19 protein-coding genes are annotated in these 19,579 nt (G+C 71.6%); 6 read left to right on the top strand and 13 right to left on the bottom strand.

Annotation, left to right across the window (positions count from 1 at the left end; all coding sequences use genetic code 11):
* The first annotated feature begins 13 nt into the window (after nucleotides 1-13).
* The 5 genes from ADL01_RS15695 to ADL01_RS15675 all read left to right on the top strand — a co-directional run bounded on the left by ADL01_RS15695 (nucleotide 14) and on the right by ADL01_RS15675 (nucleotide 6,782).
* Nucleotides 14-829, top strand: coding sequence for a class I SAM-dependent methyltransferase (locus ADL01_RS15695; protein WP_053742606.1), 816 nt, complete (start codon nucleotides 14-16; stop codon nucleotides 827-829).
* Entirely contained in the window at nucleotides 826-1,782 is a 957-nt protein-coding gene (locus ADL01_RS15690; protein WP_053742605.1) for a UbiA family prenyltransferase, read from the top strand. Before ADL01_RS15695 ends, ADL01_RS15690 begins: the two co-directional genes overlap by 4 nt.
* An 11-nt stretch (nucleotides 1,783-1,793) precedes the next feature.
* Nucleotides 1,794-3,095, top strand: a complete 1,302-nt coding sequence (locus ADL01_RS15685; protein WP_078960541.1) for a nucleotide sugar dehydrogenase — start codon at nucleotides 1,794-1,796, stop codon at nucleotides 3,093-3,095.
* Complete coding sequence (locus tag ADL01_RS15680; RefSeq protein ID WP_053742603.1) at nucleotides 3,095-4,324, top strand: benzoate/H(+) symporter BenE family transporter; 1,230 nt, start codon at nucleotides 3,095-3,097, stop codon at nucleotides 4,322-4,324. Before ADL01_RS15685 ends, ADL01_RS15680 begins: the two co-directional genes overlap by 1 nt.
* Nucleotides 4,325-4,472: 148 nt before the next feature.
* Nucleotides 4,473-6,782, top strand: coding sequence for an ATP-binding protein (locus tag ADL01_RS15675; protein WP_053742602.1), 2,310 nt, complete (start codon nucleotides 4,473-4,475; stop codon nucleotides 6,780-6,782).
* Nucleotides 6,783-7,160: 378 nt separating this feature from the next.
* Here ADL01_RS15675 and sigJ read toward each other — a convergent pair whose 3' ends face one another.
* From sigJ to ADL01_RS15630, 9 genes are all read right to left on the bottom strand, one after another.
* Complete coding sequence (gene sigJ / locus ADL01_RS15670; RefSeq protein ID WP_053742601.1) at nucleotides 7,161-8,072, bottom strand: RNA polymerase sigma factor SigJ; 912 nt, start codon at nucleotides 8,070-8,072, stop codon at nucleotides 7,161-7,163.
* 14 nt (nucleotides 8,073-8,086) lie between these two features.
* Nucleotides 8,087-9,811 carry an AMP-binding protein gene (locus ADL01_RS15665; RefSeq protein ID WP_053742600.1) on the bottom strand — a complete coding sequence of 575 codons (1,725 nt, stop codon included), beginning with the start codon at nucleotides 9,809-9,811 and terminating at the stop codon, nucleotides 8,087-8,089.
* Entirely contained in the window at nucleotides 9,808-10,272 is a 465-nt protein-coding gene (locus ADL01_RS15660) for an ester cyclase (RefSeq protein ID WP_053742599.1), read from the bottom strand. Before ADL01_RS15660 ends, ADL01_RS15665 begins: the two co-directional genes overlap by 4 nt.
* 84 nt (nucleotides 10,273-10,356) lie before the next feature.
* Nucleotides 10,357-11,877, bottom strand: a complete 1,521-nt coding sequence (locus tag ADL01_RS15655) for a DHA2 family efflux MFS transporter permease subunit (RefSeq protein WP_053742598.1) — start codon at nucleotides 11,875-11,877, stop codon at nucleotides 10,357-10,359.
* 405 nt (nucleotides 11,878-12,282) lie between these two features.
* Nucleotides 12,283-12,933, bottom strand: coding sequence for a DsbA family protein (locus tag ADL01_RS15650; protein ID WP_053742597.1), 651 nt, complete (start codon nucleotides 12,931-12,933; stop codon nucleotides 12,283-12,285).
* A gap of 22 nt (nucleotides 12,934-12,955) precedes the next feature.
* Nucleotides 12,956-13,306 (bottom strand): DoxX family protein, encoded by a 351-nt coding sequence (locus ADL01_RS15645; RefSeq protein ID WP_053742596.1) that lies wholly within the window; start codon nucleotides 13,304-13,306, stop codon nucleotides 12,956-12,958.
* Between the two features lie 70 nt (nucleotides 13,307-13,376).
* Nucleotides 13,377-14,423 carry a methyltransferase gene (locus ADL01_RS15640; protein ID WP_199834834.1) on the bottom strand — a complete coding sequence of 349 codons (1,047 nt, stop codon included), beginning with the start codon at nucleotides 14,421-14,423 and terminating at the stop codon, nucleotides 13,377-13,379.
* Nucleotides 14,424-14,525: 102 nt separating this feature from the next.
* Nucleotides 14,526-15,455 carry an NADP-dependent oxidoreductase gene (locus ADL01_RS15635; RefSeq protein ID WP_053742595.1) on the bottom strand — a complete coding sequence of 310 codons (930 nt, stop codon included), beginning with the start codon at nucleotides 15,453-15,455 and terminating at the stop codon, nucleotides 14,526-14,528.
* Between the two features lie 89 nt (nucleotides 15,456-15,544).
* The gene (locus ADL01_RS15630) at nucleotides 15,545-16,021 is read right to left on the bottom strand and encodes a luciferase family protein (protein ID WP_053742594.1); all 477 of its coding nucleotides are present in this window, start codon (nucleotides 16,019-16,021) and stop codon (nucleotides 15,545-15,547) included.
* 156 nt (nucleotides 16,022-16,177) lie between these two features.
* On the opposite strand from ADL01_RS15630, the gene ADL01_RS15625 reads away from it, so the two are divergent.
* Nucleotides 16,178-16,543, top strand: coding sequence for a winged helix-turn-helix transcriptional regulator (locus ADL01_RS15625; protein WP_053742593.1), 366 nt, complete (start codon nucleotides 16,178-16,180; stop codon nucleotides 16,541-16,543).
* A gap of 69 nt (nucleotides 16,544-16,612) precedes the next feature.
* On the opposite strand, the gene ADL01_RS15620 is transcribed toward ADL01_RS15625, so the two are convergent.
* The 4 genes from ADL01_RS15620 to ADL01_RS15605 all read right to left on the bottom strand — a co-directional run bounded on the left by ADL01_RS15620 (nucleotide 16,613) and on the right by ADL01_RS15605 (nucleotide 19,579).
* Nucleotides 16,613-17,293, bottom strand: coding sequence for an FMN-dependent NADH-azoreductase (locus tag ADL01_RS15620; protein WP_053742592.1), 681 nt, complete (start codon nucleotides 17,291-17,293; stop codon nucleotides 16,613-16,615).
* An 88-nt stretch (nucleotides 17,294-17,381) separates the two neighbouring features.
* Nucleotides 17,382-18,227 carry a prephenate dehydratase gene (gene pheA, locus ADL01_RS15615; RefSeq protein WP_053742591.1) on the bottom strand — a complete coding sequence of 282 codons (846 nt, stop codon included), beginning with the start codon at nucleotides 18,225-18,227 and terminating at the stop codon, nucleotides 17,382-17,384.
* A gap of 9 nt (nucleotides 18,228-18,236) precedes the next feature.
* Nucleotides 18,237-18,641: a nuclear transport factor 2 family protein gene (locus ADL01_RS15610; protein ID WP_053742590.1), complete on the bottom strand. Its 405-nt coding sequence runs from the start codon at nucleotides 18,639-18,641 to the stop codon at nucleotides 18,237-18,239.
* A 17-nt stretch (nucleotides 18,642-18,658) separates the two neighbouring features.
* Nucleotides 18,659-19,579, bottom strand: a complete 921-nt coding sequence (locus ADL01_RS15605; RefSeq protein ID WP_053742589.1) for an NAD-dependent epimerase/dehydratase family protein — start codon at nucleotides 19,577-19,579, stop codon at nucleotides 18,659-18,661.

The raw sequence follows: 19,579 nt of genomic DNA, 5'->3' as shown, positions 1-19,579 counted from the left end.
CAGGGAGACCATCATGACGAGTGCGCCGGCACAACAGGAGTACGTCTTCGACCCGGTCTGGGAGAAGGAGACCGAGCGGCTGCGGACCAACGAGGCGATCTGGGACCCGGGCACCCTGGAACGGCTCGACGCGCTGGGCGTGGGGCCCGGCTGGAACTGCCTGGAGATCGGGGCCGGTTCGGGTTCCGTGGCACGCTGGCTCGCCGAGCGGGTCGGCCCCACCGGCCGGGTCCTCGCCACCGACCTGCAGACCGACCGGCTGGGCGCGCTGGCCGCCGTGCCCCAGGTGGACGTCGTACGGCACGATCTGCGGGAGGAGGAGCTGCCGAACGCGGCCTTCGACCTCGTGCACTCCCGCATGGTGCTCCAGCACCTGCCCGACCGCGCCGCCGCCGTGGCCCGGATGGCGCGGGCGCTGCGCCCCGGCGGGGTGCTGTTCCTGGAGGACACCGACTCCTCCACCCTCTTCCGCTCCTTCCTGTCGGAGGACTTCCTCCAGGACGTGCGGGCGGCCGGGTACGGGCTGATGCGCGAGTCGGGTCACGATCCGCGCGGTGGCCATGTCGATCTCCAACTGGTCCTGGCCGCCGGTCTGGAGGCAACGGCGGAGGGCCGGGCGGTGATGGTGCGCGGTGGCTCCGACCAGGCCCGGCACTACATGCTGTGGCTGGAGTTCATGCGGCCGCGCATCGTGGCCGCCGGGCTCCTGGACGACACCCGGATCGACGAGGCCCTGGCCGAGATGGCCGACCCGGCCCACCACTGGCTGAGCCAGGTACTGATCAGCACGGTCGGCCGCAGGGCGGGCGGGACGGAGCCGGGGCGATGACGGCGACGACCTCGGCGCCGCCGAGCCTGCGCGTACGGGAACGGGCGGGCGCCTACGCGAAGTTGGCGAAGCTCTCGTTCTTCGACTACTACCTGTGCGTCCTCGTCGTCGCGGCGCTGCTGCCCACCGCCGCCTGGCACGAGCCGCGCACCTGGTGGGCGCTGGTGCTGTTCGACGCGGGCTGGGTCGGCGTCGTGGCGGCCACCGTCGCGCTGGACGACGTCACCGGGCTGCGGGACGGCAGCGACGCCCGCAACTACGACCCGCAGGAGTCGCTGCGGGCCCGGGACCGCAAGCCGCTGCTCGACGGCAGGCTCACCCTGCGGCAGGCGCTGCGCTTCGGCTGGGGCTGTGCCGCCGCAGGGAGCGCGCTGTGGGCGCTCACCGCGCTGGTCGCACCGCACCGGCCCTGGTGGGCGCTGGTCGCCGCGGGCTTCTCGGTGGTCATCAGCGTGCAGTACTCGTACGGCCTCAAGCTCAGCTACCGGGGCGGCCAGGAGGCGGTCATCTGGCTGAGCACCGGGCTGTGCGTGCTGGTCCCCTTCGCCCTGCTGAACGGGGAGATGACCGGCGCGGCCTGGCTGGAGTGCTTCCTGTTCGGCCTGTGGAGCCTGATGGTCTCGGTCTACTCCAACATCAACGACGTGGCCGGCGACCGGGCGGCCGGCCGCCGCAACCTGGCCACGAGCGTCTCCCCGGGCGTCTACCGGGGCTTCATCGCCGGACTCTCGCTCACCGAGACCGGCGCGATCGTCCTCGCCGCGGCCCTCGGCGCGGTGCCGTGGTGGTTCTGCGCGTTCCTGCTGCCCGTGGTAGCGATGCGCGCCCGGCAGGCGCACGCCGGACTCGTCGCGGGTGAGGTGCTGTCGGCCCGCAAGCAAGGCGTCACCATCCACCGCTGGGGCGTCGTCCTCCTGATCGCGGCGAACCTGGTTCTCGTGCACAACGGCTGAAAGGGCACACCATGTCCCAATCGATGAACGGCGGTGCCCCGGGCCCCACGGGCCGTCGAGTGGCGGTGGTCGGCCAGGGGTATGTGGGCCTGCCGCTGGCCGTACGCGCGGTGGAGGCGGGCCACACGGTCGTGGGCTACGACGTGGACGCGGCCCGGGTCTCCCGGCTGCGGTCGGGCGACTCCTACGTGGAGGACGTGGACGAGCAGCGGCTGGCCAAGGCGCTGGCCACGGGCGCCTACCAGCCCACGACCGACGCCGGCGCGCTCGCCGGGTTCGACGTGGCCGTGGTCACCGTACCCACTCCGCTGCTGGACGACGTACCCGATCTGACCTGCATCGAGGAGGCGGCTCTGACCCTGGCCGCACATCTGCGGCCGGGCGCGCTGGTCGTCCTGGAGTCCACCACCTATCCGGGCACCACCGAGGACGTGTTCGGGGCGCTGCTGGAGAAGGAGAGCGGGCTTCGCCCCGGAACCGACTTCCACCTCGGCTACAGCCCCGAGCGCATCGACCCGGGAAACCAGCGCTGGACCCTGGAGACCACGCCCAAGATCGTCTCCGGGGTGGACGCCGAATCCCTGCGCCGGGTCGCGGAGTTCTACGGCACGGTGGTGCAGCGGACCGTTCCGGTGCGCGACACGAAGACCGCCGAGCTGGCCAAGCTTCTGGAGAACACCTACCGGCACGTCAACATCGCGCTGGTCAACGAGATGGCGGTGATCGCGCGCGAACTGGGTGTGGACGCCTGGGAGGCGATCGACGCGGCCTCCTCCAAGCCGTTCGGCTTCATGCCCTTCTCCCCGGGCCCCGGCGTGGGCGGCCACTGCCTGCCGGTCGACCCGCGCTATCTCTCCTGGCGCGTGGAGCGTCAACTGGGCCGCCGGTTCCGGTTCGTCGACCTCGCCAACGACGTCAACAGCCAGATGCCGCACTACGTGGTGCAGCGCCTGGTCGAGGCGCTCAACCAGCTCCAGCGTCCGGCGAACGGCTCGCGGGTACTGCTGCTGGGGCTGGCGTACAAGCGCAACAGCGGGGACGCCCGGGAGTCGCCGGCGCTGCGGGTCGCGGAGCTGCTCCTGCGCACCGGCGCGCAGGTGCACGCGGTGGACCCGCACGTCCGGGAGACCGCGCCGCTGGACGCCCGGGTGCGCCGGGTGGAGCTGACCGAGGCGGAGGTGGCCGCCGCCGACGCGGTGGTGCTGCTCACCGATCACGACGACTTCGACTACGACGTGGTGCTGCGCGGGGCCCGGCACGTCCTGGACTGCCGGCGGCGGCTGCGACCGGCCGCCAACGTCGAGATCCTCTGATGGCGGAGGCCCTCGGCGGCGGCGCACGGCGGGTGTGGCATGACGCGTCCCTGTCCGCGGTCGTCGCGGGGGCCGTCGCGGTCGTGGTCTCGTTCGCCGGGCCGCTGACCATCGTGGTGCAGGCCGCGCACGCGGGCGGCCTGGGGGAGGCCCGGCTCTCCTCGTGGATCTGGGCGATCGCCGTGGGCAGCGGCGTGACCGGGCTCGTGCTGAGCCTGCGCCACCGGGTGCCGGTCGTCGCGGCCTGGTCGACTCCGGGCGCGGCGCTGCTGGTCACGCAGCTGGACGAGATGCCGTACGCGACTGCGGTCGGCGCGTATCTGGCCGCGGCCGCGCTCACCGTGCTGGTGGGGGTGACGGGCTGGTTCGACGCGCTGATGCGGCGTATCCCGGCCGCCGTCGTCTCCGCCGTGCTGGCCGGAATCCTGCTGCGGTTCGGTCTGGAGGCGTTCCGGGCGATCGAGGACGCTCCCGCCGTGGCCGGGGTGATGCTGGCGGGCTACGTCGTCCTCCAGCGGGTGGCGCCCCGGTACGCCATCGCGGTACCGCTCGTCGCGGCCGTCGCGGTGGCGGCCGGCACCGGCACGCTGTCTCTGGGAGACGTACGTCTGTCCCTGGCCACCCCCGTGTTCACCGTGCCCGCGTGGCCGGGTGAGGCGTTGGTGAGCCTGGCGCTGCCGCTGTTCCTGGTCACCATGTCGGCGCAGAACGCGCCGGGGGTGGGGGCGCTCAGGGAGGCGGGGTACGCGGTGCCGTCGGGGCCGCTGGTGCGGGACACCGGCGTGGCGTCCGCCGTCTTCGCGCCGTTCGGGGCGCACGCGCTCAACCTCGGCGCGATCACCGCGGCCATCTGCGCGGGGCCGGACGCGCACGAGGACCGCGACCGCCGGTATGTGGCCGGATTGAGCTGTGGGGCGCTGTACATCGCGGTCGGTCTGTTCGGGACGACAGTCGCCGGGCTGTTCGCGGCGCTGCCGCCGGCCCTCATCTCGGCGGCCGCGGGCGTCGCCCTGCTGGGCGCTCTCGGCGGGAGTCTGTCGGGGGCGTTCGCGGAGCCACGCGACCGTACCCCCGTGCTTGTCGCGTTTCTCACCACCGCCTCCGGTCTCACCCTGGCGGGACTCGGGGCCGCTTTCTGGGGTCTGGTTCTCGGGACGCTCTGCAGGGCGGTACTGAGGCAGACAAAGCAAAAAACGAATTCGACCGAGGAGGCCGTGCGGCGCGAATAAGCCAACAATTCGGCTGGGAAGTTCCCTGAGTGCTGTTGGTCGTATGCTTTGTGCTGCAGGTTACGCAAGGTAACGGGACGGGGGACAACGTGCCGAATATGAGAATTCAATCAATTCGCAGTAAAAAATTCACGATCGGTAAATCCCGGTGACGGCCGGAGCGCTCGGCTCCGGAAAACTGCGCTCGCAACTGATCATCGACACGCCTTCCCGGTCGCCCAGCCACCGGACCACCCTTGTGGGACGCGACCTCGAGGTTCTCACCCTCTCCGCCCAGCTCGGCCGGGACGAGCACCAGCTGATCACCCTGACCGGCCCGGGAGGCGTAGGAAAGAGCAGGCTGGCCTGCGCGGCCGTGGCCGCCGTCCCGATCGCCCGGGTCGCCTATCTCGACCTGCACGAGACCGTCGGCGGCGACGGCCTCACAGAGACCTTGGCAGCACGGCTGCCGGACGAGCCGAGTCTGCTGATCCTCGACGGTTTCGAACAGGCAGCCGCCGCCACCGCGGAAGCCGTCGACACGCTGCTGAGCCGCTTTTCCCGGCTGCGGGTCCTCACCACCAGCCGCCGGCCGTTGCACCTGTACGGGGAGCGGCTCTTTCCCGTGCTCCCGCTGCCGACGCCGACCCCGCCGTACCGGCAGGACGTCCTGGAACTCCAGGACCACGCCGCGGTGGAACTGTTCGTCGACCGGGCTCGGGCGATCGACCCGTCCTTCGCGCTGACCGCGCAGAACGCCCAGGCGGTGGCTGAGATCTGCACCCGGATGGACGGGCTGCCCCTGGCCATCGAACTCGTCGCCGAGAAGCTGCGGCTCTTCCGGGTGGACAGCCTGCTGACCCGGCTGCGCGAGGGCCGGCCGGTGCTCGGCGGCGACCATGCCGCACGCTCACCCCTGCACCGCAGCGTCCGCTCGATCACCGAGCACAGCTTCCGGCTGCTCGACACGGAGCAGCGCGCGCTGATCACCCGTCTCTCCGTCTTCACCGGCAGCATGAACCTCACCACCGTCGAGGAGTTCTGGGACCTCCCCACACACCGCACGGAGCAGGTCGTGGAGGCCCTCGTCGGCCACCATCTGCTGCGGGTGACGCCGGGCAGCGGGGAACCGCGGTTCACGATGTTCAACACCGTCCGGGAGTTCTGCCTGGAGAGGCTGGCGGCGACGGGCGAACTGCCGGACGCCCGGCGCCGGCACGCGGAGCGCTTCCTGGCGCTGGCCCTCCAGGCCGAGGACTGTCTGACGGGTCCCCAGCAGGCGCAGTGGCTCCAGCGGCTGGCCCCGCTGCACGAGGACCTGCTGGCCGCGCTGACCCATCTGGAGGCGAGCGGCCGCCGGACGGACGCGGCGCGCGCCGCGCTCGCCCTGCACCGCTTCTGGCTGGTACGCGGTCATCTCGCCCTCGGCGAGCAGTGGCTGGCCAAGGCGTCGACCGCGTTCCTGGCCGTCACCGGGCCCGGCGAACTGAACGCGCGCGCCGAGGCGGCGCGCGGCCAGTTGGCGCTGGCCGGCGGCAAGACACGGCTGGCGGCGGACTGCTTCCGGCACGCGGCCCGGGCCTTCCACGAGGCGGGCGACACCGTCCAGGAGAAGGCAGCGCTGGCCCAGCTCGCGGTCAGTCACCGGCCCGCGGAGCCGGCGGCGGTGCGCAAGGCCGCGGTGAAACTCCTCGACGCGGCGGCCGGCAAGGGGGCGACCGTCGAGGCGGCGAACGCCGCGCTGGCGCTGGCCACCGGCAGCCGCCTCATCGACGCCAAACTCGCCGCCGACCTGCTGGACATGGCGAACGCGCTGTTCATGCGGGCCCGGGACGTCCGGGGTGAGGGGCTGGTGCTGGCCGTGCGCGGCGCGCTGGCCGACTCGCGCGGAGACCAGGCGCTGGCGGAGCGGCTGCTCTGGGAGAGCCTGCACCGGCTGCGGGCCATCGGGGAGCACACCATGCTGCCCACCGTCCTGGAGGGGCACGCGCTGCATGTGTGGCGTCGGCTGCCGAGCCAGGGGCACCGGGTGGCCCGGCTGCTCACGGCCGCGTCCGCCCTCCAGGAGGCGACCGGGGCCCGTCCGCCGCTGGTCGCCGGCGACGCGGAGGCCGCGCTGCGCGACGCGCGCCGGCTGCTGTCCGGCCCCGAGTACGAGGCGGCCCGCCGCGAAGGGCGGACGCTCTCCGCCGACGCCGCCGCGGGCGAGGCGCTCGCCGTCGGCCCGCCCGCACCCGAGCCCACGTCGGCGGTGTCCCGCCCGGTGCAGCTCACGGCGCGCCAGTACGAGGTGGCCATGCTGGTCAGCCAGGGGCTGACGAACCGCCAGATCTCCCAGCAGCTACGGCTGTCGGAGTGGACGGTGGTCAACCACGTCCGCCAGGTCATGCGCCGCCTGGACGTCCCCTCCCGCATCCACGTCGCCCAGTGGGTCATGGACCGCCAACGCCGCAATGGCTTGGGCACTCTGGCGGAGTGACCGACGATCGCTGGTGGACAGGCGGGCGGGGTGCGGGGCGCTTGAAACAGGCGTGGGGCGCCGGCCGCTGGCGTTCGGCGGACGGCTCGGCTCGTGGGGGCCCCGGGCGCCGGTTTGGGGGTGTCGGCCGGTGCTCTGACTGACGGCGGTCGTGTCGCGGGGTGGGGGCCGCCGTTTGAACAGGTGCGGGGTGCCAGAGCCTGCCTTCCGGCGGCCCGGCTCGTCGGGGTCCCGGGTACCGGCTGGGGCGCCGGGTCGGCGCTCTGGCTGCCGTCGGCCGCGTCTGGAGCACCATCGGGATGCGGCCCACGACCCGGCACTCACGGACACCACTCCGGGCAAGGGGCGCCCGGCGGACTCGCGGGCTGTCGGCGTCGCTCAGCGGATCGTCGGTACCTGGCCCAGTTTCTCCGGATTGCGTACGGCGCGTACGGCCGTGACGCGGGGGTGGCCGTCTATCAGGTCGATGTCCGCGGTGACCACGGCGAACACGCCGGCCGGCGTGGCCAGTACGGCGGCGGGCGCGCCGTCGTACTGCTCGTGCATGTGGACCACCAGCCCGGCCGGGTAGCGGCCCGCCGTGGACGCGAAGTACTCGGTGATGGCGGCGGCGCCGTACAGCGGGACGCGCGGGGTCTCCGCGTGGCCGTTGCCGTCCGCCCACATCGTCACGTCGGGGGCCAGCACCGCCATGAGCGCCTCGACGTCGCCGTCGAGGCAGGCGGCGAGGAAGCGTTCGGTGATCTCGCGGGCCTGCCGGCGGTCCGGCTCGAAACGCCGTCGGCGCAGCCGCACATGGCGCCGGGCCCGGCTGCCGAGCTGCCGTACGGCCGTCTCCGTGCGGTCGACCGCTTCGGCGACCTCGGGGAAGCTGAAGCCGAACACCTCGTGCAGCACGAACACCGCGCGCTCCAGCGGCGACAGCGTCTCCATCATCACCAGGACCGCCATGCTCAGCGACTCGCCGAGGATGGAGGACTCCATCGCCACGTCGGACGAGACCAGCAGCGGTTCGGGCAGCCAGGGCCCCACGTACTCCTCGCGCCGGGCCCGGCTGCGGCGCATCTGGTCGATGGCGGTGCGGGTGACGGCACGCACCAGATATCCGCGAGGATCACCGACCGCGTCCCGGTCGACGCGCTGCCAGCGCAGCCAGGTCTCCTGGACGACGTCCTCGGCGTCGACGACGGTACCGAGCATGCGGTACGAGATGCCGAACATCAGCTGCCGGTACTGTTCGAACGGATCCGAGGTCCCGGACCGCTCGGAGACGGCTGTCGCCTCGGCCATGACTCCCCGTTTCCTCAGGGTCGGCGCTCGTCGCGATCGCTCGCCAACTGACCTGCCGAGTCTATAATCATGGCCCTCAACCGCTCATAGCGAATTTTGCCGTTCTCGTTGCGCGGCAGCTCCGGGGACACCTCCAGCAGCCGTGTCGGCAGGTACCACCGCGTCATCCCGCGTTCGACGAGGATGCCCACCAGCTCCGCGAGTGTCGGGCAGCGGTCCCCGTCGGCCACCACCACGGCGCACGAGCTCTCGTGTCCCGGCTCCTCCTCGTAGCCGACGATCACCACCTCCCGTACCCCGGGGTGGCGCAGAATCTCCTGCTCGACCTCCGCCACCGGGATCATGAACGTGGTGCCGACCCGCCGGCTCGCCCGGCCGGCGAAACGGATGCCGCCCCGGCCGTCCTCGCGTACCAGGTCCCCGGTGTCCAGCCAGCCGTCGTCGTGCTGCCACGTCGCGTGGAACGGCTCCCCGGAGCCCGGCTGCCAGAACCCGACGGCCAGCGACGCGCCCCTGACCAGCAGCCGGTGGACGCCGTCGTCGCCGGGGCCCGGGAGCAGCCGCATCTCCAGGCCCGGCATCGGCGAGCCGTCGCTCTTCGCTGCCCAGTCGCAGGGGTCGTCCTCGCGGGTCCGGAAGCCCATGCCCACCTCGGTCATGCCCCAGCACGCGCGCACCGGGACCCGCAGCTCGTCGTGGATCGCCCGGGCGAGGTCCGCCCGTACCGGGGCGGCGCCGGTCATCACGAACCGCAGCGAGGGCAGCGAGCGGGGGCGCCGGCGCTGCTCCTCCAGGAGCTGCTTGACGAAGGAGGGGGCCAGGAAGGTCTGGGTGACTGAGGCCGCCGACAGCAGTTCCAGGTACCGCTCCGGCGCCCACACGTCCTGGTAGGCGCCGGTGCCCCCGGCGAGGATCGGGCCCCATACGCAGTACAGCAGGCCCGCGGGACCCGTGATGGGGTGCGGGGTGCTGAACACCTCGCGGGCGGCCCAGCCCCGCTCCACCGTGCCGGCCCCCGCCCCGGTGCCCGCGTACAAGGTGTTCTCGGTGTGCAGCACCGCCTTGCGTTCCCCGGTGGTGCCGGAGGTGAACAGCAGCATGCAGACCCGGTCGAGGGCCTCCCCGGTCGGCAGGCGCGGCGGCGCGAACCGTTCCTCGTGCGGGGTACGCAGGAAGTACTCGCGGAAGTCGACCGCCCACGGCGGGACCCGCTCCCCGTGGACAACGCCATGACGCAGCCAGGGAAGCCGGGTGGAGATCTCCTCCAGCGCGGCCACGCAGTCGTAGCCCTCCCAGGTGTCCACGACGACGCACACCTGGGCGCGGGCCGCCTTGAGCATGAGTTCCAGCTCCAGGGCGCGCAGGGTGGGCAGCAGGGGTACGGCGATCGCGCCGGTCCAGCAGCAGGCGAGGGTGAGGGCCGCCACCTCCCACCAGTTGGGCAACTGGAAGGCGACGCGATCGCCCCGGCGCACCCCGAGGGAGGTCAGCGCCGCCGCGAACCTCCGGACGTGGAACGCCAGTTCGGCGTAGCGCACGGTGGTGGTACGGCCGTCCTGCACGCAGTAGACGACGATCGCCGGGGCGTCCGGACTCTCGGCGGCGACCCGGAACAGATCGTGCAGGACGGAGGTGTCCCGCCACCATCCGCGCTCCCGGAACCGCTCGGCGACGTCCCCCGGCACCAGCCCGGCGGCGCCCTCCAGGGACCAGGGGCCGTCGACGAGCGGCTCGGTCACGGCGCGGAGACGATCTCGGGAGCCGGATCGACGGCGTCCTTCACATACGCCACCCCCCACGCCTCCTTCTGGAGAAAGTGCAGCCCCAAGGTGCTGGCCGCGACCACCTGCTCGACGATCCGCCCGTCCTCGATGCGTACGGTGTGCTGCTCGATGCTCGATCCGCGCTCGCCGGTGGGCGCGTTGCCGAAGTACGGGCCGGTGTTGTGCCAGTGCAGCGCGAACCGGAAGGACCCCCGGGTGCCGTCGGCGCTGTAGAACTCGTCGTGCAGGACGGCACGGATACCGGGGTGGGCGCTGTGGACCTCCTGGCAGAATTTCAGCAGGAATTCCACGCCCTGCACCCCCCAGGCGCTGGGTGCGTACATGGTGACGTCCGGGGCGTACAGCTTTTCCAGAGCGGCCCAGTCCTGATCACCGAGCGCCATGATGTAACGCTGGATGACGGTCTTTTCCGACATGGAAATTCCTCCTCGAAAACGATGCGAAAACGGTGCGAAAGCAGTAATGCTGAGATCCGGGAAAGGCGGCTGGGGCCAGGCGCCCTAATCCACGGCCCGGGCCGCGTCCGCCCCGGCGCGCGGCTCCGCGGGTGCTTCCGGCTCCGGTCGCGGGGCCGGGGGCGGCAGGAGCAGCGCGAGGGCTGCGGCGACCACGGCGACCGCGACCGTCAGGTACAGGCCGGAGCGCACGGCGTCGGTGAGACCGTCGGCGTACACCGAGTCCGTGAGCCGGCCGGCCTGCTGCCGCACCTCCTCCGGTACGCCCTCGGCGGCGAGCCGGTTCTGGAGCAGCGCACCGACCGTCGCCGCGCCGACGACGGCGCCGATCTGCCGGAACGTGGTGAAAACACCGGAGGCGACGCCGGTCAGCCGCAGCGGGATCTCCTGCATCGCGAGGGTGCTGGTAGGCGCGAACACCAGGCCCATACCGACACCGAACACGATCTGGCCGGGGATGATCGCCCACACGCTGGAGTCCGCCCGCGCCATGGCCGCCGTGAGGGCGATTCCGGCGCCGAAGATCAGCAGCCCGGGAACGAGGAGCTTGCGGCCGCCCAGCCTGCCGACGGCGTTGCCCGCCACGGGCGCCACGAACAGCGAGACCAGCGGTCCCGGTACCAGGGCGAGGCCGGCCTCGCCCGCCGAGAGCCCGAGGACGGACTGGAGATAGAGGGTGAGCGGCAGCAGCACGCCGATGGAACCGAAGAGCAGCATCGCCCCGAGCATCGCGGAGACGGTGAACCTGCGGCTGCGGAACAGCTCGAACGGGACCAGCGGACGGCGGTCCTGGCGGGCCCGCTGGTGCAACGCGAAGAGCCCGAGGAGCGCCACGCCGAGCACCAGGACCAGGGGGATGCTGAGGAAGGACTCGATGGTGCCCCAGTCGTAGCGCTGGCCCTCGATCAGGCCGTACACGATCAGGCTGAGGCCGGCCGTGGACAGCACCGCGCCCGGCAGGTCAAGCGAGGTCTGCTGCCCCGTCCGAATGTCGGGCACCACGACGAACGCGCCCACCAGGGCCGCCAGGCCGATCGGGACGTTGATGAAGAAGATCCAGCGCCAGTCCAGGCCGGAGACCAGCGCGCCACCGACGGTGGGTCCCGCGACGGTGGCGAGGCCCGCGACCGCGGACCACACGCCGAAGGCCGCGCCGCGGCGCTCCGCCGGGAAGACGGCGCTGATCAGGGCCAGGGTCTGCGGCATCATCACCGCGGCGCCGAGCCCCTGGACCGCCCGGGCCGCGATCATCTGCCCCGGGGTGTCCACGAACCCGCACACCGCCGAGGCCACGGTGAAGATCGCGAGCCCGGCGGTGAAGGCGCGCTGTGCGCCGAACCGGTCGCCGAGCCGTCCGGAGAGCAGCAGCAGCGCCGCGAAGACGAGCATGTAGGCGTTGGCGAACCAGAGGATGTCGTCCAGCGATGCGCCGAGCCCCGCGGCCATCTCGGGGATGGCGATCGTGACGATGGTCGTGTCAAGCAGCGTCATGAAGAAGCTCGCGCAGAGTACCGCCAGCACCAGCCAGGGGTTTCGCTGCTGCGCTTTCGGTGCGTCCGTGCCCATCCTGTCGCCTCTCGTTCGTCGTCGTGTGAAGTGCTTCAACAGGACCGACGCAGCCGAGCGGAAAACCGTGACATGGGTGGGACACCGGATGTGTGACCGACCGAAGCGACGGGACGCCGTCGTCCGGCGGCCCGGCTCCGGCCCCGCATACGAGAGCCGGCCTCCGTCCGCATCTGCGGACGAAGGCCGGCTCACGTGACCGAAGGCCTGGGCAAGTGGAAGAAGTCCGGGACCCTGGCCTGCGGCCGGGACCCTGGCCTGCGGCCGGGACCCTGGCCTGCGGCCGGGACCCTGGCCTGCGGCCGGGACCGCGTACGAAGGCCGGAGCCGCGCCCAAGCCCAGGACCGCGCACGAAGGCCCGGGCCCGGGCATGAAGACCCGGGCCCGGGCCTGTCATCCATCGCTCAGTCGAAGACCGGGCCCCCCGACCGCGCCCGCTTCAGCTCCGCGAAAGCGGGCACCGAGGCCGCGAGAAGGAGCGCGTCCCAGAGGCGGACGGCCTCCTCGCCCCTGGGGACGGGCGTGAGGACGGGGCCGAAGAAGGCGCGCCGCTCTCCCGCGCCGTCGGGCACCGCGATCACCGGGCTGCCCGACTCCTCGCCCACCGCGGCCTGGGACCGCTCGTGGGAGGCGCGGACCTCGGCGTCGTACGTCTCCGTGTCGGCGTACTGGATCAGATCCGCCGGGAGACCCGCCGCCGTCAGCGCTTCCTCGATGGCTTCGAGGGTGGGGCTGGGGGTCTCGCCCTCCTTGTGGAAGCGGGTGCCCAGTTCCGTGTAGAGCCGGGCGACCGCGTCGGCGTCGTGCTGCTGCTGGGCCGCGACGATCACCCGTACCGGGCGCAGCCCCTTGGGACCCACCAGGTCGTGGAACTGCTCCGGGATCTGGTCGAGCCGGCCCTCGTTGAGGATGGCCAGGCTCATGACATGCCAGCGGATGTCGAGGTCGCGAGAGCGCGCCGCCTCCAGCAGCCAGCGAGAGGTCCCCCAGGTCCACGCGCACAGCGGGTCGAACCAGAAGTCGACCGGAGTCGGAGACTTCACCGTGTCGGACATTGCTCTCTCCCCTGTCAGATTGTCAGACGGTCGCGATGCCGAACAGCAGCGGAGCCGCCGCGACCGCCATCAGGACGGCCGGCATCGGCAGGCCCTTCGTGTCCTTGGCGCGGAGGTGGGTGATGATCGCGCCGATGAAGTAGAGGATGATCCCGACGCTGGCGGCGATGCCCAGCGGCCGGTAGAAGATGCCGACGATCAGGCCGAGCGCGCCACTGATCTCCAGGGCCGACAGCCGCGGGAACCAGCTGTCGGGCACGCCGATCTTGTGCATCCCCTCGGTGACCTTCTCGTCCCGGACGAGTTTGGCTCTGCCGGAGGCGATGAGCACAAGGGCGAGCAGGCTCGCGGCGACGACGTACGCGATGAACACGGAAACTCCTGGAGTGATGTGAACGGAAGCGATGTGAAAAACAGGACGCGGTAGGGGAGTTGAGTGGGCGTCAGGCGAGCGGCGCGGGAACTGCCTCCACCACGCTGCTCGGTGAGCGGGTGGGCAGGATGCGGGTCAGGGTGAAGCCGGCCGCCGCGAGGAGCTGCCGGAACTCTTCGGCCGTGCGTTCCTGACCGCCGCTGAGCACCATCATGTTGAGGTCGATGATCTTGCTCGGCGAGAAGTCGTCGCCGTCCGGGACGACCGTGTCCACGACGAGCAGACGCGCGTTGTCGCCCATGGCCCGACGGCAGGACTTGAGGATCTCGAGGGCGCCGGCGTCGTCCCAGTCGTGCAGAACCCACTTCATCGTGTAGAGGTCGCCGCCCTCGGGAACCTTCTCGAAGAAGTCCCCCCCGACGAGTTCGCACCGGTCCGCGAGGCCCGCGGCCTCGATCCGCTCGTGGCCGTGCGCCACGACGTGCGGGAGATCGAGGACGACGCCGTGCGCCTGGGGGTGGGCGGTGAGGATGGAGGCGAGGAAGCCGCCCTCGCCGCCGCCGACGTCCACGATCCGCTCATGGGGGCCGAAGTCGTAGACGTCGAGGACGGCGTCGGCGACCATCGCGGTGAGCCCGGTCATCGCCTTGCCGAGGTGGGCGTTCATGGCGGGGGTGTCCTCGAAGAACTGCCAGATCTTCTTTCCCACCGCCCGCTCGAAGACCGGTTCGCCCGACCGTACGGAGTCCGCCAGCAGCCCCCAGGTGGCGTGGTGGGCCTCGCCCAGCTCCATCTCGACGAACGACGTGAGGGAACCGGGGATGTCCGAGCGCAGGGTGTCACCGAGCGGGGTGGTCGTGTAGCGGCCCTCGGCGTCCGAGCGCACCACGCCCACACCGGCCAGGGCGCGCAGCAGCCGGGCCAGGGAGCGGGGGTCGGTGCCGGTGTCGGCGGCCAGTGCGGCGGCGGTCCGGGGCTCGACCGCGAGCCGGTCGGGCAGGCCCAGCGCGGCGGCGGCGTGCACCGCCCGCGCCACCCAGAAGCTGGTGACGATCTGGAACATCCCGTCGAAGTCGGGGTGGGTACCGGCGTCTTCGGGGCGTGCGTTGGCATCCATGGCAGTCTCCGGGCGACTCGACAGTGTGGCAGCGAGAGGATGGGCGGGACCATTCGGCCGTGCGCGGCGACGACGCCGCCGCGCACGGCCGTCGGCGTCGGGTCAGGCGACGGAGATGGCGATCTTGCCGACGGTGCCCGCACCGAACGCGCCCACAGCCTCGGCCACCGAGTCGAGCGGGTACGTCTGGCCGATCGGCACCTGGAGCTCGCCGGCGGCGACGGCGGCGGCGAGTCGGTCCAGCGTGGCCGTGTCGGGGTTGGCCATCACGGAGGTCACCGTGATGTCACCGCGCCCGGCCTGCTCGGGGCCGAAGCCCAGGGTGGAGGCGAGCCGGCCGCCCTCGGCCAGCAGCTTCACGACCTGCTCCGGGTCACCGGCCAGGTGGACGGCGGCCGTCACACCGTTCGGCGCGATCGCGCGGACCTGCGCGTCGACGTCACCGGTGTGGTCCACCACGTGCGCCGCGCCGAGGCCGCTGACGAACTCCGTCTCGGCGCCCGGCTTCGCGGTGGCGACGACCGTCGCGCCGCTCGCCACGGCCAACTGGACGGCGTACGCGCCCACTCCGCCCGTCGCGCCCACGACGAGGACCGTGTCACCCGCCTTCGGCGCGATCGCGTCTACGGCGCCCGCGGCGGCCGTGCCCGCGAGGCCCAGCGCACCGGCCCGCTCGAGGTCCACGGTCTCCGGGACGGCCGCGATGCCGTAGCCCTCGGCGACCACGACGTACTCGGCGAAGGCGCCGTCGGAGACGACCGGCTTCATCACCACGCCGAACACCCGGTCGCCGGCGGCGCGCGCCACGCCCTCGCCGACCGCCTCGACCGTACCCGCGAAGTCCTTGCCGAGCGTGACCGGGAACTTGTGCTCCAGCATGTCCTTGAACACGCCGTAGATCACCGCGCCGTCGAAGCCGTTCAGCGACGAGGCGTGCACCTTGACCAGGATCTCACCCGGCCCCGGCTCCGGCTTGGCCAGCTCGGTGACGGCGGGGGTGGTACCGAAGTCGTCGATGGTTACTGCGCGCATGGAATGTTCTCGCTTCCTGATGAATCGTCAGAATCGTTGTATGGATGATCTGTTGCCGGGCGGACCACAAAAGGCCCCAGCGCATGGCCTTAGCGCATGGCCTGCTCGTACGACGCCTGCATCACCGTCGCGACGACCTCCAGCTCGTCGGCGTCGCGCGGGGCGTAGAGCATGACGATGCTGCTGGGGAACTCCGGCCGCCGGGTGATCGGGTGCGGTTCGATCCAGCCCAGCTCGGTCAGCGCTCCGAGCGACTCCATCGGCACCGTGAGGTGCATGAAGCCGGTGCGGTGGATGTGCCCGAACTCGTCCACCGACGGGTGCAGGAACGCCTCGAAGGCCCGGTTCTTCTTGTTCAGGCGCAGCGCCAGGGAGGACGGCTCCGAGACCTGGCTCTGGGTCATGAACACGCCCGGCAGGGCCTCCGCGCGGGCGATCAGCGCGGCCCGGATCTCCGGCGGGGAGAAGTCCTCGATCTGGTCGTGCGGGATCTCCCGGCCGGTTGTGGCGGGCCGAGGCCCCTTGCGGGGAGGCAGCGCGCTCAGCGCACTCGAGTCGACGGCCATGATGCTCCTCGGATCCTGGTACCGGGTGTACGGCAGCGCTGCACGGCATGCCGGAGGCACGCACAGACAGTGCGCTGGTCACTTCTTGTTCTCACCGGAATTCTGGGCGATGCTGCTGGTGTGGCAGAAGACGGCACCTCAAAGAGCGCTACGCACATGGATGTTCCCGACCAGGTCAGCGAGGCATTGACCACCTGTCGGCTGCGGGACGTGTTGGACCGGGTGGGTGACAAATGGAGTGTTCTGATCATGGCGCTGCTCGGCGACGGCCCACGGCGCTACTCGGATCTGCGGCGCTCCATCGACGGCATCTCGCAGCGGATGCTCACCCTGACGCTGCGCAGTCTGGAGCGTGACGGCCTGGTCATCCGGACCGTCACCCCGACCACGCCGCCCCGGGTCGACTACGAACTGACACCGGTCGGGCACACACTGTCCAAGGAGGTGAGTTCACTCATCCAGTGGTCCGAGCGTCACCGGGAGTACATCGGCATGTCCCGCCGAAGCTACGACGCCCGCTAGCCGTCGGACACTCGCCGTACCGCAGGCAGGTCACCGGTCCGGGGCCAACGAGCACCCCGGACCGGACCATCAGACCGGGACGCGCTGGGCCTGAACCCGCGCTCCTTCGAGGGCCTGCTTCAGGGAGGTGGCGGCCATGTCCTGGAACCCGGCGAGCCGGGGCACATGGCCGGACTTCGTCATCTCGGCGTGCAGGAAGGTGAGGTCGTCGGCAAGGGCGACCATGCTGAACGCGGCCTTGAGGTAGGGCTCCTGGAAGTCGTACGCGGCCCGGGGCGTACCCGGTCCGTAGGCGCCGCCGCGGGCCGTGATCACCACGACCTGCTTGCCGGAGAGGGGACCGGTGCCCGTCGTGGGGTCGACCACCAGCGGCGGGATCACGACCCGGTCGAACCATGCCTTGAAGGTGGCGGGCAGCGAGAAGTTGTGCATGGGCAGCCCGAGGACGAGCGTGTCGGCGGCCCGCACCTCCTCGACGAGACCCCAGGTGATGGCCCAGCTCGCCTTCTCCTCGGGGGTGACGGCCGCGTCGCGGGCCGCGTCGAGGTCGCGCACCTCATCGCTCTCCAGTCGGTGCATCACCGCGATCTGCTCGGCGTCGACATGCGCCACGGGCTGCGCGGCCAGGTCCCGGTGGACGTAGGTCCCCTCCGGGTTGGCCGCCCGCCAGGACGCGGCGAACTCGGCGGTGACCCGCCGCGTGGTCGACTCGATCCGCGGGCTGGTGTCGAGGTGCAAAAGGGTGGGCACGGGTTCACGCTCCGGGGTGGTGGTGGGGTGGTCGTGTGGGGGACGGAGAGGAGGTGTGCGGGTGTGTGGGTGGCGGGCGGTCCCGTGGTCAGGCCGCCTCCTTCTCCCGCTGCCCCCAGCGCGGATAGCTGCCCAGGAAGCGGGCCCCCGCACCGAGCCCGGCGATCGCGGACATCGCGTCGCGGACGGGCGGGTTCTCGATGTGGCCGTCGACGTCGATGAAGTAGCGGTAGCTGCCGAGGCGATCGCCGGTGGGCCAGGAGTGGAGCCGGCTGACCTCGATGTTCCGGGAGGAGAACTCGGTGAGGATGCCGATCAGCCGGCCGGGGCCGTCGCCGGGGTTCACCATCAGGGAGGTACGGTCCAGCCAGGTTCGCGCCTGCGGGAACCACGCCGGGGCGACCGAGACGAACCGGGTGACCGCCCCGGCCCGCTGGCCGATGCCGGTGGCGAGGGTCGAGAGGCCGTACAGGTCCGCCGCCAACGGGGCCGCGACTGCGGCGGCCCCCGCAGCCGACGCCGTCTCGGCCACCTCGCGCGCCGCCGCCGCCGTGGACTCCACGGGCCGTACACGCACCCCGGGCAGGTGCTCCGCGAGCCAGACCGCGCACTGGGCGAGTGCGTGCGGATGACTCAACACCTCGGTGACAGCGGTGAGTTCGATGCCGTCCCGGGCCATCAGCGCGAAGGTCACCGGCACCTCCACCTCCGCCGTGATGTGCAACTCCGCCGAGACCAGCTGGTCCATGGTGCTGGGCACCACGCCCTTCACGGAGTTCTCCAGCGGCACCATGGCCGCCGCGCAGTCCCCACGGCGCACCGCGTCCAGCGCCGCGGGGACCGTGGGGTAGGGACGGCCGCGCCCGACGGGCATGACCTGGCGAAGCGCCGCCTGGGTGAACGTGCCCTCCGGGCCCAGATAGGCGTACGTCATGATCGGTCGTCAGCTCTCTATCAGGCGATGGAAGACAACCGTGTCGAAGATGTCCTCCATACGGACAGCCCGGCCGTCCCGGAGGGTCCAGGAGTGCACGAAGTCCAGGGACTCGGTGTGCCCGGAGCGCGAGGTGACGTCCCGTACGCCGAAGACCACGACCCGGTCGCCGGAGTGCACGAACTCCAACGGGTGCAGGCGCATCCCGCCCAGCACGGTGGGCACATGGGCCAGGAACTCCTTGACACCGGCGTGACCCACCTTGGTGCCGCCGAGGCCGTACTCGTGCATCCCCTCGGGGTGGATCCACTCCACGTCCTCGGAGAGGACGGCCAGCAGCGCGCCCACGTCCCGGGAGTGGAACGCCTGGTACGCCGCGTGGATGAGATGGATGTTGCTCTGCTTCGTGTTCACCGGGCTGTTTCTCCTCGTCACTTCGCGTACTCGGGATACATGGACTCGACGGTGCGGCGGATGCCCTCGCGCCAGCCGGTCTCGCAGGGACCCGTCAGGCGCCTGCGCAGTGTCGGGTCGAACTGGTACGTCTCCCGGGTGACCTCGCTCGGCACCAGCTTCGCCTCGACCCCGGTCAGCTCCTCCAGGTAGCGGACGCAGTCGGTCATGCCGACAGCCTCGTCACCGCCCCAGTTGGTGAGGACGGCCGGCACCGACGCCGCCTCCCACAGCCGGGGCACCTGGCCGATCAGGTCGTCGGTGTACAGCAGGGAGCACCAGTTCTGGCCCTCTACGGGCACCGGGATGGGCTCGCCGGCCAGCATCCGCTTGAAGTAGAGCATCGGCACGCCGCCGTAGCCGCCGGGGCCGTAGGCGATGTTGAGCCGGGCGATGACGGTCGGCAGGCCCAGAGTGCGGGCGTACGCGCGGACCACGCCCTCGGTGGCGATCTTGGCGACGGGGTAGACAGGCATCCAGTCGGCGACTCCGTCGACCGGGTCGTCCTCGGTGTAGGCGTGGTCCAGGGTCTGGCGCGCGTACAGGGCTCCGGTGGAGACGTACAGGAACGCCTCGGCGCCCCGGCAGTGGGTCATCAGCCGGGCGGTGGAGACCGTGTTGACCTCGATCGCGGTGTTGAAGTCGCCGTCCTCGCCGCGTCGTACGGCGGAGTGGATGACGTGGGTGAAGTCTTCGGGCAGCCCCTTGAGGGTGTCCTCCCCGGTGTCGTCCATGTCCCAGCGGAACGTGGTGACGCCGTGCTCGGTGAGCGCCACCTCGGAGCCGGGGGTGCCGAACCGGCCGAGCGCCCAGACCTCGTTGTCCTTGGCGAGGGCCTTGGCCACCGGGCCGGCGACCTGTCCGGTGCCCCCGGTGACCAGGATCTTCTTGCCGTTCAT

Source organism: Streptomyces sp. NRRL WC-3618 (genome assembly GCF_001280005.1).
GTDB lineage: Bacteria > Actinomycetota > Actinomycetes > Streptomycetales > Streptomycetaceae > Streptomyces.
The sequence above is the reverse complement of the archived record's forward strand: the minus strand, read 5'-3'. Positions and strand labels throughout refer to the sequence as shown.

What these genes read in the sequence shown, in the direction of transcription:
- ADL01_RS15605 (WP_053742589.1), bottom strand. Translation starts at nt 19,579, where the DNA reads ATGAACGGCAAGAAGATCCTGGTCACCGGGGGCACCGGACAGGTCGCC.
- ADL01_RS15655 (WP_053742598.1), bottom strand. Translation starts at nt 11,877, where the DNA reads ATGGGCACGGACGCACCGAAAGCGCAGCAGCGAAACCCCTGGCTGGTG.
- ADL01_RS15635 (WP_053742595.1), bottom strand. Translation starts at nt 15,455, where the DNA reads ATGCGCGCAGTAACCATCGACGACTTCGGTACCACCCCCGCCGTCACC.
- pheA (WP_053742591.1), bottom strand. Translation starts at nt 18,227, where the DNA reads ATGACGTACGCCTATCTGGGCCCGGAGGGCACGTTCACCCAGGCGGCG.
- ADL01_RS15695 (WP_053742606.1), top strand. Translation starts at nt 14, where the DNA reads ATGACGAGTGCGCCGGCACAACAGGAGTACGTCTTCGACCCGGTCTGG.
- ADL01_RS15630 (WP_053742594.1), bottom strand. Translation starts at nt 16,021, where the DNA reads ATGGCCGTCGACTCGAGTGCGCTGAGCGCGCTGCCTCCCCGCAAGGGG.
- ADL01_RS15650 (WP_053742597.1), bottom strand. Translation starts at nt 12,933, where the DNA reads ATGTCCGACACGGTGAAGTCTCCGACTCCGGTCGACTTCTGGTTCGAC.
- ADL01_RS15685 (WP_078960541.1), top strand. Translation starts at nt 1,794, where the DNA reads ATGTCCCAATCGATGAACGGCGGTGCCCCGGGCCCCACGGGCCGTCGA.
- ADL01_RS15625 (WP_053742593.1), top strand. Translation starts at nt 16,178, where the DNA reads ATGGATGTTCCCGACCAGGTCAGCGAGGCATTGACCACCTGTCGGCTG.
- sigJ (WP_053742601.1), bottom strand. Translation starts at nt 8,072, where the DNA reads ATGGCCGAGGCGACAGCCGTCTCCGAGCGGTCCGGGACCTCGGATCCG.
- ADL01_RS15690 (WP_053742605.1), top strand. Translation starts at nt 826, where the DNA reads ATGACGGCGACGACCTCGGCGCCGCCGAGCCTGCGCGTACGGGAACGG.
- ADL01_RS15660 (WP_053742599.1), bottom strand. Translation starts at nt 10,272, where the DNA reads ATGTCGGAAAAGACCGTCATCCAGCGTTACATCATGGCGCTCGGTGAT.
- ADL01_RS15640 (WP_199834834.1), bottom strand. Translation starts at nt 14,423, where the DNA reads ATGGATGCCAACGCACGCCCCGAAGACGCCGGTACCCACCCCGACTTC.
- ADL01_RS15680 (WP_053742603.1), top strand. Translation starts at nt 3,095, where the DNA reads ATGGCGGAGGCCCTCGGCGGCGGCGCACGGCGGGTGTGGCATGACGCG.